The organism is Chryseobacterium sp. DZ-32 (assembly GCF_059587025.1).
Genome location: NZ_JCAIOM010000006.1, coordinates 14803 through 33336 on the forward strand (window position 1 = coordinate 14803; position 18534 = coordinate 33336).

Here is an 18534-nt window from a genome sequence, read left to right on the forward strand (position 1 = left end):
TCGAAATCGTATTAAAATTTCTTTATCAAAAAAAAGCAAAATGTTTAATTAAGACTCTTGCATTTTAATTAATTTTGCCTTTAATTTACACCCTGTAAAATTTTAAAACAATATAATTTAGTTAAATATGGAAATGAATGTTTCAAAAAATGATGAGCAAGTAGTTGCTAGAAAGGCAGGAGGTTTAAATCCAGCTGTTATTATTCCTATTCTATTTGCTATAGGAGTATGTATTTATTTATTCGTTCTTGGTAGCCCAGGAAACTTTAAAGATGCAGATAAACTAGGAAGTGGTTCTGTAGCTTTTTCAAGTGTTGAAGGAAAAGACATTCACCCAGAATCGTTTTTAGGTATTATCTACAAAGGAGGGGTTATCGTACCAATCTTGATTACTTTCATGATTACTGTAATCGTTTTCTCTTTTGAAAGATATTTCGTTCTTGGTAAAGCAGCTGGAAAAGGAAACTTAGACAACTTTGTTGTACAGGTAAGAAGCTTACTAAACCAAAACAAAATCGACGAAGCTATCGAAGAGTGTGACAGACAACAAGGTTCTGTTGGTAACGTGGTAAAAGAAGGTCTTACTACTTACAAAGCACTTTCTCACGATACTACATTAAATAAAGAGCAGAAAATGGTAGCGCTTAACAAAGCTATCGAAGAAGCTACTACTCTTGAGATGCCAATGCTTGAGAAAAACATGATGATCCTTTCTACTTTAGGTACTGTTGCAACGTTAGTAGCACTACTTGGAACGGTAATCGGGATGATCAAGGCGTTCTTCGCATTAGGTTCAGGAGGTGGTACTCCGGATGCTGCTGCTCTATCTACTGGTATCTCTGAAGCCTTGATCAACACAGCTTTAGGTATTGGTACTTCAGCAATCGCTATTATCCTTTATAACTTCTTTACTTCTAAAATTGACGGATTAACTTACAAGATCGATGAGATCTCTATGAGTATCCAACAATCTTTCGCTGAATTCAACTAAGAATTAGCAAGATATTTGCATTAGCAATTAAAAGAAGTTTAATTAAAAATATTTTATAATAATGGCGAGAGTCAAACCAAAAAGACATGGAGTAATTACGGACATGACTGCAATGTGTGACGTTGCGTTCCTACTCCTTACGTTCTTTATCTTGACCACTCAGTTTAAAAAACCTGACGTGGAGCAGATCAAACCGCCATCTTCAATTTCGGAAAAATTGCTTCCTGATGCTAGTTTAATGACTATCAACGCTACTCCGGACGGAAAATTCTATTTCCAGCCAGTAGAAAATGCATCAGAAAGACTTGCACTTTTGGATAAAATGGGACAAAAGTATGGTATTACTTTTGACAACAACCAAAAAGCAGCTTTCCAGAAAATTCAGGCAATTGGAGTTCCAATGAACCAACTTAAAGGGTATTTGGATCTGCCTGCAGATGAGCAGAAAAATTATAAGAGTCCTACAGGTATTCCTATGGACAGTACAAATAAACAATTAATTGATTGGGTAAAAGAAAGTTTGAGCGTTAACCCTGACTACAAGTTAGCTATTAAAGGTGACGTTACAACAGAATATCCTAAAGTTAAAAGTCTATTTGAGGGTTTAAGAGACATTGATTTTCTTAAATTTTGGTTGATTACATCACAAGAAGGTAAACCTAACGAATAATATCGATAGAAATGGCAGAAGTACAAGTACAAGAGAAAGGCGGCAAGGGCGGCAAGGTCCGTTCCAAGAAGCAAAGTACCAGAGTCGATATGACTCCGATGGTGGACTTGGGTTTTCTATTGATTACCTTCTTTATGTTCACAACTACGTTCAGTAAACCGAACGTTATGGATTTGGGTCTTCCGGCTAAACCGAAAGATGAAAAACAAAAACCACCTCCAACAGAAATTAAACTTTCTAACTCAATTTCTATCTTATTAGGAAAAAATAACAGAGTTTTCTGGCACCAGCAGGATGCTACTTCCTTGAATGACCAGACTCTTATGGAAACTACCCTTGATAGAGAAGGAATTAGAAAAGTAATTCAGCAGGCAAAATCTAGAGCTGCAGATCAAACGAAATTTACCGTGATCATTAAGCCAACTGACGATGCTGTATATAAGAACTTTGTTGATATTCTTGATGAAATGGCAATTACCAAAAGTGAGCAGTACGGGGTTACTGATATCAAACCTTGGGAGAAAGCTATTTATGAGAAAAAAGTAGGAGGTGCTGCTGCACCGGCTGCTGCTACAAAGTAATTTAACCATAAAATTGTTATATCTAATCTATGGCAGATGAAAATGTATACGGTCAGAATCTTACTTTAGACGAGATCGTATTTGAAAATAGAAACAAGGAATATGGTGCCTATGATCTTAGACATCAGTATCCGAGACTTTTAACAAAGTCTTTTATTATCGGAACAGCATTATTCCTTTTGGCAGCTTTGTCTCCGTTCATCTATCTTACGATTAAAAATCTTACAGCTCCGCCTAAGCAGGAAGTGAAGGCAGATCTTGTAGATATTATCGAAGAAGATCCGATTATCGAGCAGCCTAAAGAAGAAGAACCACCTCCACCACCTCCACCTCCAAAAGAAGAGGAGAAAATTGAGGTAATTCAGAACGTAGTTCCTGAGCCTGTAAAAGCTCCGAAAATTGAAACTCCACCACCACCGATTTCTAAGCAGTTGGAAACAACAACTGGTTTACAGAATCAGGAGGGGGTAAAAGCTCCGGCTTATACACCACCACCGCCACCACCATCTACAGGTACTAAAGCTAGTACAGTAGAAGTGAAAGCAAACAACCCTAACGAGATCTATAAAGATGTTGACCAGTCTGCAGAATATCCTGGAGGTATGGGAGCATTGAGAAAGTTCCTGGGTGATAACTTTGATACTTCTTTGATGGAAGGAGGTGAAGGAACACTTAAAGCGAAGCTTAAGTTCGTTGTAGAAAAAGACGGTACTGTTTCGAATGTAACGATTGAAGAGAAATCTCCAAACGGCGACTTCAACAGTGAAGCGATGCGTGTAGTTAAGAAACTTAAAAAATGGACTCCTGCGAAAAGAAACGGGGAGAGCGTTAGATCTTACTATAGCGTACCATTTACGATGAACTTTGAATAAGACTTATTTATTCAAAATATAAATAAAAAGAGAGGCTTATGCTTCTCTTTTTATTTTTTTTGGTATTTTTGTTACATGATGTTCAATTGGTTATCCCTGGTTACGGGATTGTTTTATATCGTTTTAGGAATTGTAGTGATTGTCTACAAATTCTTCTTTACTATTTTAGAGCCTGCTGTTGCTTATGCATTGGGAGTGGTGCTCATTATTTATGGTATTTTCAGAATTTACAGGGCGATCTCAAGAATTAAAAAATCGAGAAATGAAGAATAGTTTCAAGCTTGCAGTAATTTTTGTTCTGAGCATAATGCTTGCAAGCTGCAAAAAGGAGAAAAATACTCCTTCCTATCACAAAGGTGATCTTACCATTTTCACTGATGAATCTTTTCAAAGCGTCACAGAAGCATTAGCTGATGGCTATATGATCAACTATCCTGAAACACATATCAAAGTAGAAACCAAGAAAGAAGACTTAGGACTTCTTGATCTTTTGAAAGGAAGTGCTAAAGTAGTGGTGATGTCCAGAAATCTTAATCCTGAAGAAATTAAAACATATGAGGAAAGAACAGATCTGAAGTTCCTTCCTGCTAAATTTGCTGCGGATGCAGTGGTTTTTGTAGTTCCTAAAGATTCTCCGAAAGAAAGTATTTCAATGGAAGAAATCAGCAGCGGTCTGATGTCTGATAAAAAAGAATTTATTTTTGATGGGACCAACTCCAGTAACCTGAACTTTGTTGCTGAGAAATTAAAAAAACAGCCAAAAGACCTGAAATTTTCCATTATTCCGGGAAATCAGAAGATTATAGAGGAATTGGGGAAATATCCTGATAAAATAGGCGTTATCGGATTGAATACTTTCAGCCGTTCCTATGATAAAACTTCAGAAAAGCTGAGAGACATGGTGAAGGTACTTCCTGTGGTAGAGAAAGGAAAATCGTATACTGCAGATTTTGATGGACTTCGCACGATGGAATACCCGTTTACCAGAGTTCTTTATTTCCTGATTAATGAAGGTAACTTTAATATTGCCAATGGCTTTATAAGATTTTCATGTACCCATTTAGGACAGAAAATTGTGCAGAAAGAAGGCTTACAACCTTATAACATTTATAAGAGAGAAGTTCAGATGCGTTAAAAAATATTAAATTCACAATTTGTCCTTATTAAAAATTTTGATTTGGTCTGAAAATTGTGTATAATAAAACTCAATTATTAGAAAATATAAAATGAAAGATATAATGAATATGAATGTAAAGAAGATTGCTTTTGGAGCAGCCGTGGTATTTTTTACCGGTTTTGCCTCTGCACAAACACTGCAGGATGGTATCAACAGTATAGACAGTGATAAATTTGCGCAGGCAAAAACAAACTTCACTGACATGATCGCTAAAGAGCCTACAGCTGAAAACTACTTCTATTTGGGAAATACTTTCTTAAGACAAGGAGAACCGGATTATGCTAAGGCAACTGAAAACTTTAACAAAGGATTAGCTGCAGACGGTAAAAGCTATCTGAACAAAATTGGTTTAGCTGCTGTTAAATTAGGTAAAGGCGATAAAAATGCTGTTGCTGAAATTCAAAAAGTAGTTGCTGATTCAAGAGAAAAAGATGCTGAAGTTCTTTTCAGAGCAGCAGAAGCTTTAACTTTATTCGAGAAAAACAGTTCACCGGACCTGGCAATCCAGTTTTTGACTAAAGCTATTGAGAAAGCTGAGAAAAAAGGTGTTCCTGCACATTATTATTATACATTAGGAGATGCTTACAGATTGAAAAGATCTCCGGGAGAAGCCATGTCTGCTTACGACAAGGCGTTACCTGTAGCAAAAAATAAAGCTTCAGTTTACACGAGAATGGCTACTTTATGGATGGCTGCTCAAGTGTGGCAAAAAGCGAAAGAAAGCGTTGATAAAGCAATTGCTGTAGATCCTACATACGCTCCTGCGTACAAAGCATTGGCTGGTTACGATATCAGATACCAGCAAAATGCAAAGGCTACTCAAGATCTTATCAACTATACAAAATATGCTGATGAAGATCCATATACTCAATTAGAAATTGCAAAACTATATTTCACGAATGAAGATTATGCAAACTCTAAAATGGTATTAGATAAGATTTTTGATAAAATTGATGATCCTATCAAATTCAAATTGAGAGCTTATAATGCATATGCAGATAGAAATTATGCAGACGCCAAGCAAAATATGGATACTTTCGTTTCTCAGGCAGAGAAAACAAGAGTATTGCCTGCAGACCAAGGTTTACAGGGACTTATTGCTGCCGGTTTAGCAAAAGATGAAAAAGATGCTGCTAAAAAATCTGCTTTAATGGCTGAAGCTCAGCAAAAAGTAGGTATTGCAAAAGCTGCTAAGGATGAAACAATGAAGTGGGATCTTGAATTGGCAAACATCGCAGGTGGTGGTGGAGCTTCTCAGGCAGAAGCTGACAAAGGACCTACTACTCCTGAAATTGAAGCATTAAAACAGAAAGTTGCTGCCAACAGCCAGGATTCTGATTCATTATTTAAGTTAGCAACAGCTTACCAGGATGTCAAAAACTGGAATGGAGCAATTCTTACATGGCAAAAAATGTCAGCACTTCTTCCTGATTGGGCTCCGGCATATTACAGCCAGGGGTATTCTTACCAGCAGGCAGGAAACAATGAAGCAGCAAAATTGGCTTATGAGAAATTCATCAGCACAGTAAAACCTGCTGATCAGGAAGCTAACAAACAGACTCTTGCTTACGCTTACTTTGCAGTAGCATATATGAGTAAAGATTCTGATATGGCAAAAGCAAAAGATTATGTAGCTAAATCTTTACAGCTAGACCCTACTTATCAGGATGCTGTAAAATTAAATGCAGAAATCAACAAGTAATTTAAAATTTAAATTATAGATATTAAAACTTCCCATGCGTAATGTTTGGGAAGTTTTTATTTTAAATCCTATCTTTGAGTTTATGAAAACTGATATACTTGCTTTTGGTGCACATCCTGACGATGTAGAACTTGGATGTGGCGGAACTATTGCTAAAATGGTTTCTGAAGGAAAAAAATGCGTTGTTGTAGATCTTACCAGGGGAGAGCTTGGAACAAGAGGTACAGATGAAACCAGAAAGACTGAAGCAGCAGATGCAGCCAAAATCCTTGGGCTTTCCGCAAGAGAGAATCTTGGAATGAAAGATGGATTTTTGGTAAATTCCGAAGAATATCAAATGAGGATTGTAAAAATGATCCGCAAATACAGGCCAGAAATCGTCTTGGCTAATGCAATTGATGATAGACACCCGGATCATGCAAAAGGAGCGAAATTAGTGTCGGATGCGTGCTTTTTGTCCGGACTGAGAAAAATTGAAACCGTACTGGAAGGTGAATCTCAGGAAGTGTGGAGGCCAAAACATATTTTTCATTATATTCAGTGGAAAGATATTAAACCGGAATTTGTTATTGACATTTCAGAATACCTGCCTAAAAAACTGGAAGCTTGTATGGCGTACAAAACTCAGTTTTATGACCCAACTTCTAAAGAACCTGAGACTCCCATTACGACAAAAGACTTCTATGAAAGCTTAACGTACCGGGCACAGGATTTAGGACGGTTATCGGGAGTTGCTTATGCTGAGGGCTTTACGTCTGAAAGATTAATTTCTTTGAAAAATTTTGATGGAATTGTTTGGTAGTTGAGGAAATTGTCCTATATTTGCACTCAGAAAACGGTGATTGTAGCTCAGTTGGTTAGAGCGTCGGATTGTGGTTCCGAAGGTCGTGGGTTCGAGACCCATCATTCACCCTAAATTAGCACATTTTCAAAAAGAAAATGTGCTTTTTTTATGTCCCAAAAACAATCAAGTTGTATTGAAATGACACTTTTTGGTGTGTTATTTTTTTTATCCTGGCTTAGAAAAAGTATATTTGCACGATAATTATAAAACATTATCGGGTAATGAAAAAGATCTACTTTTTACTTTTTATATTCAATTTCATTGTAATTTCCTCAACAGTACGATATGTGAATATTAATTCCACCACCGGAAGCGCACCCTACACTTCATGGGCTACAGCAGGCAATGATTTGCAGGAAGTAATCAATAGCAGTCAGATTGGAGATGAAGTCTGGGTTGCCGCCGGAACATATTTTCCTACCAGAGATCCGTTTGGAAATCCTTCTCCTTCAGATATCAGAGATAAGACGTTTTATTTAAAAGATGGTATTTCAGTCTACGGTGGTTTTAATGGAACAGAAACTTCTTTAACAGACCGGAATTTAAACACTAATATAACGCTCTTAAGCGGCGACCTGGGAGATTTAGGAACTAAAAATGATAATTGCTATCATGTGGTGCTGTTTGCAGCGAATATTGCCAGCGCTATTGGAGTAAAATTAGACGGATTTTCCATTTCCAATGGTTTTGCTGTTGGCACTGTTAATAATAATGTAAGCGGAAATATTGTTTCGAGATTAGCAGGTCCTGCTATCTATTTTATTAATGGAAATAATACAATTTCCAATAACAGGATTTATTTGAACTCCGGCTATTCCGGTGGAGGCATTTATACTTCAAATGGTAATAATATCATTTCTAACAATGAGATTTATAATAATAAAGCTTTTTATGACGGCGCAGGTGTGATTGTATTTCAAGGAACCAATACCATTACCAATAACTATATTCACGATAATACTGCTACCGGCGATGGTGGAGGTATCTATGCGGTTTTGGGTGTAAATAATGTAATCAGTAAAAATGTAATTGCTAAAAATAAAGCCGGGATCAGCCAGATTGATACCTATTATTATGGTGGCGGCGGTATTTATACTGAAAAGGGTTCAAATCTCATCGTCAATAATCTGCTTTATGAAAATACTTCAAACTATATGGGAGGAGGAATTTTTCTTTATTATGGAAGCAATAAAGTGATCAATAACACCATTTATAAAAATATAGGAACAAGAGGCGGCGGATTTTTTACCTATCTGGGAAATAATTATGTGAAAAACAATATATTCTGGGGTAATATTAATGGTACGGATAATCAGCCTGGAGCAGATTATAAAAATCATAATGACTGGCCGGCTGAAAATTACTTCTATAATAACCTGTTTCAGTTGCCGCAGGGATTTTATACTTTGGCAAACCAAAATTCTTTATATGGTTATCCTAATAATATATTCCAGACTAATCCTGGTTTTACAGATGAAGCCAATATTTTTGGAGCTGATGGAGTTTTAAGAACTTCAGATGATGGTTTGTCCTTGTTACCCAATAGCGTTGCTGTCAATTACGGAATGCTGACAGATGCGCCCTCAGACGATATAAGAGGAACAGCCCGTATGGGTAATCCAGATGTTGGAGCTTACGAATTGATGGGAAACCTTGGTGTTGCAGAATTACCAATTCACGATTTTAAAATTTATCCAAATCCCGCTAAAGATTTTGTACATATAAAAACTGCTGATAAAATTTTAAAGGTTGAAATTTACAACTCAACAGGACAGCTCATAAAAACTACAAAAGAATCAACAATAAATGTTTCAGCATTTCCAAAGGGAAACTATATCCTAAATATAGTCGCAGAAAATAAAATAATAAAAGAACAATTTATTAAGGAATAAGTCATTTCTAAATTTTAACCTATTGATAGCCTTTCAAAATTTTTGGGGTCTTTTCTTTAAGTTTGCGCTAATAGAATCATAATATTCAAAGAAACGGGCTTTAGCCCGTTTTTTTATATTTAAACAATTTCAGAGCACAAAAAAAGCATCTTTTTCAGATGCTTGTGTTTTTAGATATTCTTTTTTAAACTTCGTCGTCAGAATCAATTGTAAAAGATCTGCTTTTGAAGTCTTTGTCATGTTTTTCTGAAATTACATCCTCACCCTTTTCATTAATGATGAAATCTGTGGACTCATTAAACATCTCCTGGAAACTTTTAAAATCTTCCTTGTAAAGGTAAATTTTATGCTTCTCGAATGTAGCTTCCCCATTCTCTCCGAAATTCTTCTTACTCTCAGTGATTGTAAGATAATAATCTCCTGCTTTCGTCTCGCGCACATCAAAGAAATAAGTTCTTCTCCCTGCTTTTAACACCTTCGTGAAAATCTCATTTTCATGGCGTTCCTTGTATTCACTCATTGTTAGATATTTTTTAATCTTGTTAAGAACAAATATAAAAGAATTCTTTTAATCACAAAATTTTTTTTATGATTTATTTAACAATTGAGAATGAAATGGCTAAGCGGTTACAGAATTGGCAATTTCAGTAAGGTTGATAATTTGATGGGCTTTTTGAGCGCTAGACTCTCTGTGTGTGATAATTATGGAAGTGGCATTGCTGATTTTTCTATCAATATTTTCCAGAATATTCTGCTCAGTTTCTGTGTCTAAAGCAGACAAAGAATCGTCAAAAATGATAATATTGGGGTTCTTAATTAAGGCTCTTGCGATACAAATTCTCTGCTTTTGTCCCCCCGAAAGCATTACTCCGCGTTCACCAACAAGTGTTTTATATTGATCTTTAAACTCTACAATATTCTTATGAACATCTGCAATTTTTGAGTATTCTACTACTTTCTCGTGAGAAGGATGATCAATGGCAAAACCAATATTATTTTCAATAGAATCAGAAAATAAGTAACTTTCCTGAGGAATATACCCGATAAAGTTTCTGTAGTTCTCCAGATTATGATCCTTCAGGTTTTTGCCATCAATTAAAATTTCCCCTTCTGTAGGATCTATTAATCTGCACAACAGCAAGGCAATTGTTGATTTTCCACTACCGGTTTTACCCATAATAGCCAATGACTCTCCGGCTTTTACTTTAAAACTTAAATTATCCAGTGCCCTGATTCCCGTATTTGGATATACATAAGAAACGTTTCTGAATTCAATATCTCCTTTGATAGGATAGTTTTCAAAATTGGTATTAATGATCTCCGATTTCTTATCCATGAATTCATTGATCCTCTGCATAGACGCTTCAGCTCTCTGATTCACAGAAGTTACCCATCCTACCATAGAGAACGGGAAAATCAGGGTGTTGATATACATGAAGAAATCAGCAATCTTACCGATACTTAATTCTCCGGCAATATATTTGGCACCTCCAATCCAGATGATGGCTACGTTTAATAAACCGATAACGAAAAGAATAATGGTGAAGAAATAGGCTTCTGTCTTGGCCAGATCCAAGGCTTTGTTTTGATAATCAGTAACTTTGATGCCATAGTTTTTTTCGATATATTTTTCTCTGGCGAAAAATTTTACCACACGGATTCCGGAAAAGCTGTCCTGTACAAAAGTTGAAATCGCAGACTGGCTTTTCTGCATGATTTTTGACTTTTTATTGATGATTGAACTTACCTTATAAATAGCATACGATAAAATAGGAAGAGGAAGTAAAGTCCACATCGTCATGGAAGCATCTGTTTTTACCATGTAGATCGCCGTTATCAATACTAAGACAATCAGATTGGCTACATACATGACCCCGGGACCAAGATACATTCTTACTGCAACAACATCTTCGCTCAATCTGTTCATTAAGTCTCCGATGGTGGTCTGTTTATAATCCGTTAAAGATAAATCCTGATAATGTCTGTAGATTTTATTTTTAAGTTCATATTCTATTCTCCTTGACGCAACAATAATGGTCTGTCTCATCATAAAAGTGAAGAATCCGGTTAAAAGAGAACATCCTACAATAATTCCAACATAGATTAAAACCTGTTGGTTGAAGCCGAGATTCCCATTTTTTGTAAGTTCATCAACAGATTTTCCTACAAACTGAACCTTATATATATTAAAGAAATTACTGGCAATGATAAAGAGTACCCCCCAAAACAATAGTATTTTGTGTTTCCAAAAATAAGGGTTTAAGGTTTTTAGCGCTTTCATATAGTTTGACAAAATTACAAAAATGTCATCACACTACGAATTTCATCAATTTTAAATTTTGTATCTTTGCAGCCATAAAAAGCTCTTTGAATGTTAGGAAGACGACAAATCCGTGAAAAAGTAGTACAGACCGTGTATTCTTACTACCAAAATCCTGTAAAATTTGATGTTTTAGAGAAAAACATGTTTGCCGGGATAGAGAAAATCTATTATCTATACATCTATCAGCTCAACTTTTTGGTGGGTCTGAAAGATTTGGCAGAGAATCAGATCGAAATTGGTAAGAATAAATTTCTTAAAACTGATGCTGATATTAATCCTAACCAAAAATTCATCAACAACCAGGTATTGCGTAAACTGGAAGAAAATCCTGAAAGATTATTTTTTACAGGTCAGCACAAGCAATTGAAATGGGATATGCATGATGACTTATTGGTAAAAACTTTCCAGAGAATTACTGCTGGAAAACGTTATCAGGATTTCATGAAAGAAGAAGGATATTCTTTTGAAGAAGATCAGAAATTTATTGGGAAATTATTCTTAAGATATATTGCTGAGAATGAAGATTTTCATGATTATTTAGGTGATAAGGAACTTTCATGGTATGATGATATCCATATCGCCAATTCAATGGTACAAAAAACAATCGGTTTCCTGAGAGAAGATGAAGAAAGCAGAACTTTGATCAAAATGATTAAAGATGAAGAAGATAAAACATTTGCTGCAAAATTGTTGAGAGATACCCTGAACAACTGGGAGAACAATGAAAAGAAGCTGGAAGAAAGACTCGAAAACTGGGATCTGGAAAGAGTTTCTCTTATGGATAAAGTAATTTTATCTACAGCTATTGCAGAGCTTGACAACTTTGCTTTCACACCTTCAAGAGTGATCATTAATGAATATATTGAAATTGCGAAAGTATTTGCTACAGACCGTTCCAATATCTTCATCAATGGTATTTTAGATAAATATTGTAAAGATCAAAATAGAATATAAAATGAAAAAGACGTTATCAATTATCGCCTTGTCAATTATAGGCTTTGGGTTAGTTTCATGTAAAAAAGAAAACAAAGAAACTCAAAGTACGGAAACTGCAACTACTGATTCTGCAGCTGTTGCGGCTCCGGTAACCACTGATTCTACAGCAGCAGCTGTAACCGGTGAAACGGCAGCTCCGGTTTCCAACGAACCATCTACTTCTGTAGCTTTATCTGAAAACAACTTTGATTTTGGTAAAATCAAAAAAGGAGATAAAGTAGAGCATGTATATGAAATTACCAATACAGGGAAAAATCCATTAATTATTTCTGAAGTGAAGCCAGGATGCGGATGTACAGCTCCTGATTTTACAAAAGAGCCAATCATGCCGGGTAAAAAAGGAAAAGTTACTTTGCACTTTGATTCTTCAAGCTTCGACGGAAATGTTCAGAAGTATGCTGACGTTTTTGCAAACGTAGAAAAATCGCCAATCAGATTAACGTTCACAGCGAACATTCAACCATAATATTTAAAATATGTTGACATTATTTTTACAGGCACAGCCACAAGGATCTTCATCAATGATGATGATAGCAATGGGTGTGATGTTCGTAGGGTTTTATTTCCTGATGATCAGACCTCAGATGAGAAAGCAAAAGCAGGAGAAAAACTTTCAGGAAAACCTTAAAGTAGGAACAAGAGTAGTTCTTACATCGGGTCTTCATGGAAGAATTGCTCAGGTTCAGGATGATGGTTTTGTTATTGAAACATTATCCGGAAAACTGAAATTCGAAAAAGCAGCGGTTTCAAGAGAAATGACAGAAGCGCGCTTTGGAGCAAAATCTGCTGATAAGGCAGATGACAAAAAAGAGACAGCCACTGAAGAAAAGAAATAATTCAGTCTGAAAATATTTAGCTGCGGCGGGTGAACTTTGTTCACCCGCCGCAGCTTTTTATAAGATTTTGATCTCATAAGTCGTATTTACTTCCCATATTTTTAATATGTTTGGCTGCTTTTGGGTCCAATTGTGAAAGCAATGAGTGGGAATAGTGTTTAATAAAAAAATTATCTTTGCTTCATGAATCAAAACACAAACAAAACCGTTCTTATTCTTGGTGCTAATTCAGATGTAGCAAAACAATGTATGATACAATATGTTGAAAAAGGATTCACAGTCATTGCTGCTTCCCGAAATACAACATCTCTGGATCATTTTGTTGATTCAAATAATCTTGACCGCTCAAAAGTTTCTATTTTGTATTTTGATGCTGCTGATTTTGGTTCTCATCATCAGTTTTATTACAATCTTTCTGTAAAGCCTCATATTGTAGTCTATGCTGCAGGTTTTTTAGTAGACAACCAACAAGCTCTCACTGATTTCAAGGGAGCAAAGCAAATGATGGAGGTCAATTATATGGGAGGTGTGTCTATTCTGAGTATTATTGCAATGGATAAAAGCAATACGAACCTGGAAAGAATAATTGGTCTTTCATCCTTGTCAGGGGTAAAAGGGAGAAAAAGCAATTTTGTCTACGGAAGTACCAAGGCTGCATTTACGCAGTTTCTGGCAGGGCTGAGGCAGGAATTAGCTTCCCGTAAAATCATCGTGAATGCTTTGATTATCGGGTATATCAGAACAAAAATCAATGAAGGATTGGAACTGAATCAATCCCTGATCATGGAACCGGATTATGTGGCGAAATTTATTGTCGGTGCAGGAAACTCTTTTACCATTGTTCCAAATTTTAAATGGAAAATGATTTATCATATTCTTAGACTTTTGCCGGAAAGCCTGGTTGCGAAATTACCTTAATGAATTTTCATTAATATTATTTTTCTTTAATAGCAGACAGTTCGGTATCGTTTTTGTAATTCTATGTCCCAAAAATTATTTCTTCCTGCAAGATTCAGTTTCTGAATGATTATTGAATAAAGCTGAAACATTCTTTTTCTGCTGTCAATCTATTTCAAGGATAAATATGATTCACCTTCGCTCAGGTAGGGAAGGGTAGAATTCTTTTTTCAAATCCTGCAGAAGATATCAATGCTGTATTGATATAATATTGATATAAATAGTAACACATAGTATAAAAATGGACGATTTAGAATTGAACAAGATTCAACAACACTGGGACACCTTAATTTCTTCAGCAATTTCATGGGCACCGAGGATTTTTACTGCAATCATTTCTGCATTATTAATTTACCTGATTGGCTCATGGATGATCAGAATGATCAAAAAGCTGGTTGAAAAAGCTTTCAAAAAACGAAACATGGAAGCTTCGCTCCAGCACTTTCTTTTAAATATTATCAACTGGGGATTGAATATTCTTTTGTTTATTGTTGTTGTAACACAGCTTGGAGTACAGACTTCTGCATTTGTTGCCATGATTGGTGCCGCAGGTCTGGCAGTAGGTTTAGCCTTACAGGGATCCTTAACGAATTTTGCAGGTGGAATTTTAATTTTATTATTAAAACCTTTTAAAATCGGAGATTTTATTTCTACCAGTTCAGGTGTGTCAGGAACTGTACAGGCTATTGATATTTTTCATACAAAGCTGGTTACACCACAAAACCAACTGATTGTTATTCCTAATGGGGTAGTGTCAAATAATAGCATTACCAATTTTACCCAGCTGGGAACAAGAAGAACATCATTGGATATCGGAGTTGCTTATGATGCGGATCTTAGGCAGACCAAGGATATTCTAATGGAAGTTATTAAAAATAATCAATATGCTCTTGAAACACCTGCGCCCCAGGTAGTAGTAACAGAGCTTGGAGACAGTGCTGTCAATGTATCGGTAAGAGTAAGTACTTCCACTGAAAACTTCTGGACAATGAATGAAGAATTAATCATCGGTTGTAAAGAAGCTCTCGATAAAGCAGGAATCGGAATTCCTTTTCCTCAAAGGGATGTGCATATTTACAATCAATAATTATATTTAATTTTTTTAAAGAAACTCCTGCGTTATATTATGTGGGAGTTTTTATTACTGAGTTATGCGAATAACTGCTGTTGCTACAAATATTTAAGATTAATATTGCCTGCTCAAATATTACATTATATTTGCAAAAAATTACTAACTATGATTAATAAACTGCTCCTTTTTATAGGAATTTTTAGTGCAGTAACATCTGTAACAGCACAAAGCCAATTTTTAGATCCTTCTTTTGGCAATAATGGAATATATACATACACGCCTAACAATGCATACGGATTTATTTATGAAACCGGAGCTTTTACTGCACAGCAGAAAATTATGGTAAGTGGAACCTTTTACAATATACCCAATAGCAGTCAGTCTACTACCAATGTAATTCAAAGGCTGAATGCTGATGGTACTATAGATAACAGTTTCAATACAGTATTTATTCCGCCAGTTTCTTCCAACCCGATTTCCCGTTTGATTAAAATGTGTATTCAGCCTGATCAAAAAATTATCCTTGGTGATATTTTGGGCAATAAGTTAATCCGGTTGAATGAAAACGGAACTTATGATATAGGGTTTGGTACTAATGGAGTGGTTGCTAATTCTGTATTTAACTCATTTTTTGACACCCTTGGACTGTCTGGCCCTTTTAATTTTCATAATGTAATTTTAACTAGTAATAACAAAATTTTGCTGTGCACAACAGTAGTAGATAACCAGTTATCAAAATTAGCCGTTCTCCGCCTTAATGAAAATGGTTCTATTGATACCACGTTTGGAAATAATGGTCTTGTGCTGCAGGAAGCAAATTTAGGACGCCTGGTACTTCAAAATGATTCAAAATTACTATTAATCGGGCAAAAAACAGATGGACAATTTATAAAGTCAAGGTATTCTGCAGATGGCATTTTAGATACTACTTATAATAATAATTCGATATCTTATACCCCGATTCAAAATTATTCAACTTATTTCTGTACGGCAACAGGTAAAGATAATAACACTTACATATATGGAGTTTCGTCTTCTGCTGCTTCACCAGTATCTCTGATCACGTTGATGAAATTAAATCAAAATGGAGATCTGGACAATAGTTTTGGAACGAATGGTATTGTTAATGAATCTTACTATAATAGCAATAATTATTATGTTGACAATAATATCCTTTATCCTACTTTATTATTAGATAATAGCAACCATTTATTTTTGGTATGTATGGCAAGCCCCACGGGAAACGCAGCAGACCTTAACCAATTTATCAAAAAATTTAATACGGATGGTTCCGTAGATTCGGGTTTTGGGAATAACGGAATAGTTGATGTTGATTTAAATTATAAGGAATTTATGAGATCTGCAATCATGACGGCTGATCAGAAAATATTGATTTTTGGAAATCATCAGACGCCGAATAAAGGTATTATTACAAAGGTTTTAAATAATGGAAATATATTAACGGCTAAAGAGGAGAGAATTAAGGATGAAAGTGTAAGTATATATCCTAATCCTGTAAAGAATATCCTGAATATTAATTCCAGAAAAATGAAGGATAATAATGTAGAAATTACAGATGCAAGTGGAAGAAATATATTGAAAGCAATTATTAAAGATAATAAGATAGACGTTAGTAATCTTGAACACGGGATATATTATCTGAAAATCGGAAGTATAACCAACAAATTTATAAAGGAATAAAAAAGAGACGAGAATTTTCTCGTCTCTTTTTTTTACTCTATATTCTGCAGCAGCTCCAAAGCCTTCATCATATCAATTCCCTTACCCAAAACTGGTTTAAACAAATCTCCTTTCTCTTTAATTCTTTCAAGGGTATTGTTAATAGTAAAATCTGTAGGTTTCATTCCCAGTTTCAATTCGTCCCATTCCAGAGGCATGGAAACTGAAGCTCCGGGTTTTGGTCTCAGACTGTATGCACTTGCCAGAGTCTGCCCTGTTCTGTTTTGCAGGTAATCAAGGTAAATTTTTTTGTTATCCCTTTTTTGAAGACTTCTTTCCAGCGTGGTAATCTTGGGCAGTTTATCATTCACCTGCTTCATGAGGATATGAGCGAAATCTTTTACCTGGTCAAAATCATATTTACCACCCATCGGAATATAAATGTGAATTCCTGTACTTCCTGAGGTTTTGCAGTAACCTTTTATTTTAATTGATTTTAAAACTTCATTCACCTGAAGTGCCGTTTCAATCACCTCATCAAATGTATTTTTTGAAGAAGGGTCAAGGTCTAAAACCAGATAATCCGGATGCTCAAGATCTGGTAAAGAACTGTTCCATGGATTGAAATCAATGCAGCCTAAATTATTAAGATAAGCCATAGTAGCTTTGTCATTACAGTAAATATAATCGATATGTTTATCATTGGATTCCGAATATACCTGTGTGGTTTTTATCCAGTCAGGAACATGATCTCCTGCATCTTTCTGATAAAAGCTCTGCTCTTCAATTCCATTGGGAAAGCGGTTGAGAGAAAGCGGACGATTTTTTAAATAAGGGAGAATATAACGTGCTACAGACTGATAATATTCAATGACATCTCCTTTTGTAATGCCATCTTCAGGAAAATATACCTTATCCTGATTGGTAAGCTTTACGGAATGCTTGTCTAAGGTAATCTCTTTTTCAGAAGTCTTTGTCTTTTTTGATGAAGCTTTCGTATTCATATCTTTAGATTTTTCGGTGAAGGATGGATCTTTAGTATCTTCCGGGCTTTTGTCATCCCTGATTGTGATAAAAACCGGATGTCTGAAGATTCCATCCTTGGTAATTTCAGAATATTTGATTTCACATACCAGCTCAGGTTTTACCCACGTTACCGGCATATTGGTCTTCGGAGCTGTTTCGAATGGAGCTGACTTTACAATTATTTTCTGAAGTCTCTCATACACTTCTTTCAAAGAAGCCGTATTGAAACCTGTTCCTGTATGACCACAGTAAGTAAGCTGCCCATCGATAAATTTTCCTAATATCAACGCTCCGAAGCTTTCCCGGGATCCTCTGGGTTCCGTAAAACCACAAATAATGACCTCTTCTGTATTGGAAAACTTGATTTTAAGCCAATCGGTAGTTCTGTGATTTTCAACATACAGGCTGTCTGCCCTTTTTGCGATCATCCCTTCCAGTTCCATTTCTTTCATTTGCGCAAAAAACTCAATGCCCTTTTCAGGAATATGATCACAATACTTGATCCGTTCGGTTTCTGTCAGAGCTTCTTTTAAAAGTTCTTTTCGTTGAATTAAAGGAAGATCTTCTGTAGAATGGCCATTGAGCCATAGAATATCAAAAACCTGATAGGCAAGGGCGGCACCAGGGTTATCACCGATTTGTTGCAAAAGCTGAAAATCGGGCCTTCCCTGTTCGTTATAGACCACAACTTCGCCATCCAGGATCATACGATGTTTTTGTTGTTCGAAATCCTGAGCAATTTTGTCAAATTTTGATAAAAAGGAAATTCCATTCCGGGAATAGAAAAGCGAAGTATCATGGCTGAGATCTGCAATAGCTCTGTAGCCATCCCATTTTATTTCAAAGATCCAGTCTTTATCATTGAAGGCTTCCTCTGAAAGTTTAGCCAGCATTGGTTTAATGAAAGACTTAAGC

At 35.7% G+C, this 18534-nt stretch carries 18 protein-coding genes and 1 tRNA gene; 16 read left to right on the plus strand and 3 right to left on the minus strand.

All coding sequences use genetic code 11. From position 1 onward, the window contains the following. The first annotated feature begins 127 nt into the window (after nt 1–127). The 10 genes from AC59HC_RS07990 to AC59HC_RS08035 all read left to right on the plus strand — a co-directional run bounded on the left by AC59HC_RS07990 (nt 128) and on the right by AC59HC_RS08035 (nt 8729). Nucleotides 128–991, plus strand: a complete 864-nt coding sequence (locus AC59HC_RS07990) for a MotA/TolQ/ExbB proton channel family protein (protein WP_076594929.1) — start codon at nt 128–130, stop codon at nt 989–991. A gap of 61 nt (nt 992–1052) precedes the next feature. Further along, nucleotides 1053–1661, plus strand: coding sequence for an ExbD/TolR family protein (locus tag AC59HC_RS07995; RefSeq protein ID WP_047435560.1), 609 nt, complete (start codon nt 1053–1055; stop codon nt 1659–1661). Between the two features lie 11 nt (nt 1662–1672). Next, nucleotides 1673–2242: an ExbD/TolR family protein gene (locus AC59HC_RS08000; RefSeq protein WP_202841545.1), complete on the plus strand. Its 570-nt coding sequence runs from the start codon at nt 1673–1675 to the stop codon at nt 2240–2242. 29 nt (nt 2243–2271) lie between these two features. Then, entirely contained in the window at nt 2272–3114 is an 843-nt protein-coding gene (locus AC59HC_RS08005; RefSeq protein WP_062675757.1) for an energy transducer TonB, read from the plus strand. A gap of 75 nt (nt 3115–3189) precedes the next feature. After that, nucleotides 3190–3387: a DUF308 domain-containing protein gene (locus AC59HC_RS08010; RefSeq protein WP_171006307.1), complete on the plus strand. Its 198-nt coding sequence runs from the start codon at nt 3190–3192 to the stop codon at nt 3385–3387. Then, complete coding sequence (locus AC59HC_RS08015) at nt 3377–4249, plus strand: PstS family phosphate ABC transporter substrate-binding protein (protein WP_496558406.1); 873 nt, start codon at nt 3377–3379, stop codon at nt 4247–4249. The genes AC59HC_RS08010 and AC59HC_RS08015 overlap by 11 nt, the downstream gene beginning before the upstream one ends. 91 nt (nt 4250–4340) lie before the next feature. Further along, nucleotides 4341–5993, plus strand: coding sequence for a tetratricopeptide repeat protein (locus AC59HC_RS08020; protein ID WP_202841542.1), 1653 nt, complete (start codon nt 4341–4343; stop codon nt 5991–5993). Nucleotides 5994–6075: 82 nt separating this feature from the next. Then, nucleotides 6076–6795: a bacillithiol biosynthesis deacetylase BshB1 gene (gene bshB1, locus AC59HC_RS08025; protein WP_062675760.1), complete on the plus strand. Its 720-nt coding sequence runs from the start codon at nt 6076–6078 to the stop codon at nt 6793–6795. 35 nt (nt 6796–6830) lie between these two features. Then, nucleotides 6831–6906 (plus strand) — tRNA-His (locus AC59HC_RS08030). A 152-nt stretch (nt 6907–7058) separates the two neighbouring features. After that, nucleotides 7059–8729 carry a right-handed parallel beta-helix repeat-containing protein gene (locus AC59HC_RS08035; RefSeq protein WP_496558407.1) on the plus strand — a complete coding sequence of 557 codons (1671 nt, stop codon included), beginning with the start codon at nt 7059–7061 and terminating at the stop codon, nt 8727–8729. 184 nt (nt 8730–8913) lie between these two features. On the opposite strand, the gene AC59HC_RS08040 is transcribed toward AC59HC_RS08035, so the two are convergent. Then, a complete protein-coding gene (locus AC59HC_RS08040) occupies nt 8914–9249 on the minus strand; it encodes a DUF3276 family protein (protein WP_027375472.1) in 336 nt (111 codons plus the stop codon). Nucleotides 9250–9348: 99 nt separating this feature from the next. After that, nucleotides 9349–11010, minus strand: a complete 1662-nt coding sequence (locus AC59HC_RS08045; protein WP_202841539.1) for an ABC transporter ATP-binding protein — start codon at nt 11008–11010, stop codon at nt 9349–9351. 90 nt (nt 11011–11100) lie between these two features. Here AC59HC_RS08045 and AC59HC_RS08050 point away from each other — a divergent pair, with 90 nt between their 5' ends. The 6 genes from AC59HC_RS08050 (at nt 11101) to AC59HC_RS08075 (ending at nt 16614) form a co-directional block, all read left to right on the plus strand. Further along, on the plus strand, nt 11101–12006 hold the full coding sequence (locus tag AC59HC_RS08050; RefSeq protein WP_110008282.1) for a transcription antitermination protein NusB: 906 nt from the start codon (nt 11101–11103) through the stop codon (nt 12004–12006). Nucleotide 12007: 1 nt separating this feature from the next. Continuing rightward, nucleotides 12008–12514: a DUF1573 domain-containing protein gene (locus AC59HC_RS08055; RefSeq protein WP_429812457.1), complete on the plus strand. Its 507-nt coding sequence runs from the start codon at nt 12008–12010 to the stop codon at nt 12512–12514. A gap of 10 nt (nt 12515–12524) precedes the next feature. Next, entirely contained in the window at nt 12525–12884 is a 360-nt protein-coding gene (gene yajC, locus AC59HC_RS08060) for a preprotein translocase subunit YajC (protein WP_202841537.1), read from the plus strand. A 183-nt stretch (nt 12885–13067) separates the two neighbouring features. After that, the gene (locus AC59HC_RS08065; RefSeq protein ID WP_202841535.1) at nt 13068–13802 is read left to right on the plus strand and encodes an SDR family NAD(P)-dependent oxidoreductase; all 735 of its coding nucleotides are present in this window, start codon (nt 13068–13070) and stop codon (nt 13800–13802) included. 280 nt (nt 13803–14082) lie between these two features. Beyond that, on the plus strand, nt 14083–14928 hold the full coding sequence (locus AC59HC_RS08070) for a mechanosensitive ion channel family protein (protein WP_202841532.1): 846 nt from the start codon (nt 14083–14085) through the stop codon (nt 14926–14928). Between the two features lie 150 nt (nt 14929–15078). Continuing rightward, nucleotides 15079–16614: a T9SS type A sorting domain-containing protein gene (locus tag AC59HC_RS08075; RefSeq protein WP_343642805.1), complete on the plus strand. Its 1536-nt coding sequence runs from the start codon at nt 15079–15081 to the stop codon at nt 16612–16614. Between the two features lie 32 nt (nt 16615–16646). Here the strand turns inward: AC59HC_RS08075 and ligD are convergent, their stop codons facing one another. Continuing rightward, entirely contained in the window at nt 16647–18512 is a 1866-nt protein-coding gene (gene ligD, locus AC59HC_RS08080) for a DNA ligase D (protein WP_411413366.1), read from the minus strand. Between the last annotated feature and the right edge of the window lie 22 nt (nt 18513–18534).

What these genes read in the sequence shown, in the direction of transcription:
- AC59HC_RS07990 (WP_076594929.1), top strand. Translation starts at nt 128, where the DNA reads ATGGAAATGAATGTTTCAAAAAATGATGAGCAAGTAGTTGCTAGAAAG.
- AC59HC_RS07995 (WP_047435560.1), top strand. Translation starts at nt 1,053, where the DNA reads ATGGCGAGAGTCAAACCAAAAAGACATGGAGTAATTACGGACATGACT.
- AC59HC_RS08000 (WP_202841545.1), top strand. Translation starts at nt 1,673, where the DNA reads ATGGCAGAAGTACAAGTACAAGAGAAAGGCGGCAAGGGCGGCAAGGTC.
- AC59HC_RS08005 (WP_062675757.1), top strand. Translation starts at nt 2,272, where the DNA reads ATGGCAGATGAAAATGTATACGGTCAGAATCTTACTTTAGACGAGATC.
- AC59HC_RS08010 (WP_171006307.1), top strand. Translation starts at nt 3,190, where the DNA reads ATGATGTTCAATTGGTTATCCCTGGTTACGGGATTGTTTTATATCGTT.
- AC59HC_RS08015 (WP_496558406.1), top strand. Translation starts at nt 3,377, where the DNA reads ATGAAGAATAGTTTCAAGCTTGCAGTAATTTTTGTTCTGAGCATAATG.
- AC59HC_RS08020 (WP_202841542.1), top strand. Translation starts at nt 4,341, where the DNA reads ATGAAAGATATAATGAATATGAATGTAAAGAAGATTGCTTTTGGAGCA.
- bshB1 (WP_062675760.1), top strand. Translation starts at nt 6,076, where the DNA reads ATGAAAACTGATATACTTGCTTTTGGTGCACATCCTGACGATGTAGAA.
- AC59HC_RS08035 (WP_496558407.1), top strand. Translation starts at nt 7,059, where the DNA reads ATGAAAAAGATCTACTTTTTACTTTTTATATTCAATTTCATTGTAATT.
- AC59HC_RS08040 (WP_027375472.1), bottom strand. Translation starts at nt 9,249, where the DNA reads ATGAGTGAATACAAGGAACGCCATGAAAATGAGATTTTCACGAAGGTG.
- AC59HC_RS08045 (WP_202841539.1), bottom strand. Translation starts at nt 11,010, where the DNA reads ATGAAAGCGCTAAAAACCTTAAACCCTTATTTTTGGAAACACAAAATA.
- AC59HC_RS08050 (WP_110008282.1), top strand. Translation starts at nt 11,101, where the DNA reads ATGTTAGGAAGACGACAAATCCGTGAAAAAGTAGTACAGACCGTGTAT.
- AC59HC_RS08055 (WP_429812457.1), top strand. Translation starts at nt 12,008, where the DNA reads ATGAAAAAGACGTTATCAATTATCGCCTTGTCAATTATAGGCTTTGGG.
- yajC (WP_202841537.1), top strand. Translation starts at nt 12,525, where the DNA reads ATGTTGACATTATTTTTACAGGCACAGCCACAAGGATCTTCATCAATG.
- AC59HC_RS08065 (WP_202841535.1), top strand. Translation starts at nt 13,068, where the DNA reads ATGAATCAAAACACAAACAAAACCGTTCTTATTCTTGGTGCTAATTCA.
- AC59HC_RS08070 (WP_202841532.1), top strand. Translation starts at nt 14,083, where the DNA reads ATGGACGATTTAGAATTGAACAAGATTCAACAACACTGGGACACCTTA.
- AC59HC_RS08075 (WP_343642805.1), top strand. Translation starts at nt 15,079, where the DNA reads ATGATTAATAAACTGCTCCTTTTTATAGGAATTTTTAGTGCAGTAACA.
- ligD (WP_411413366.1), bottom strand. Translation starts at nt 18,512, where the DNA reads ATGCTGGCTAAACTTTCAGAGGAAGCCTTCAATGATAAAGACTGGATC.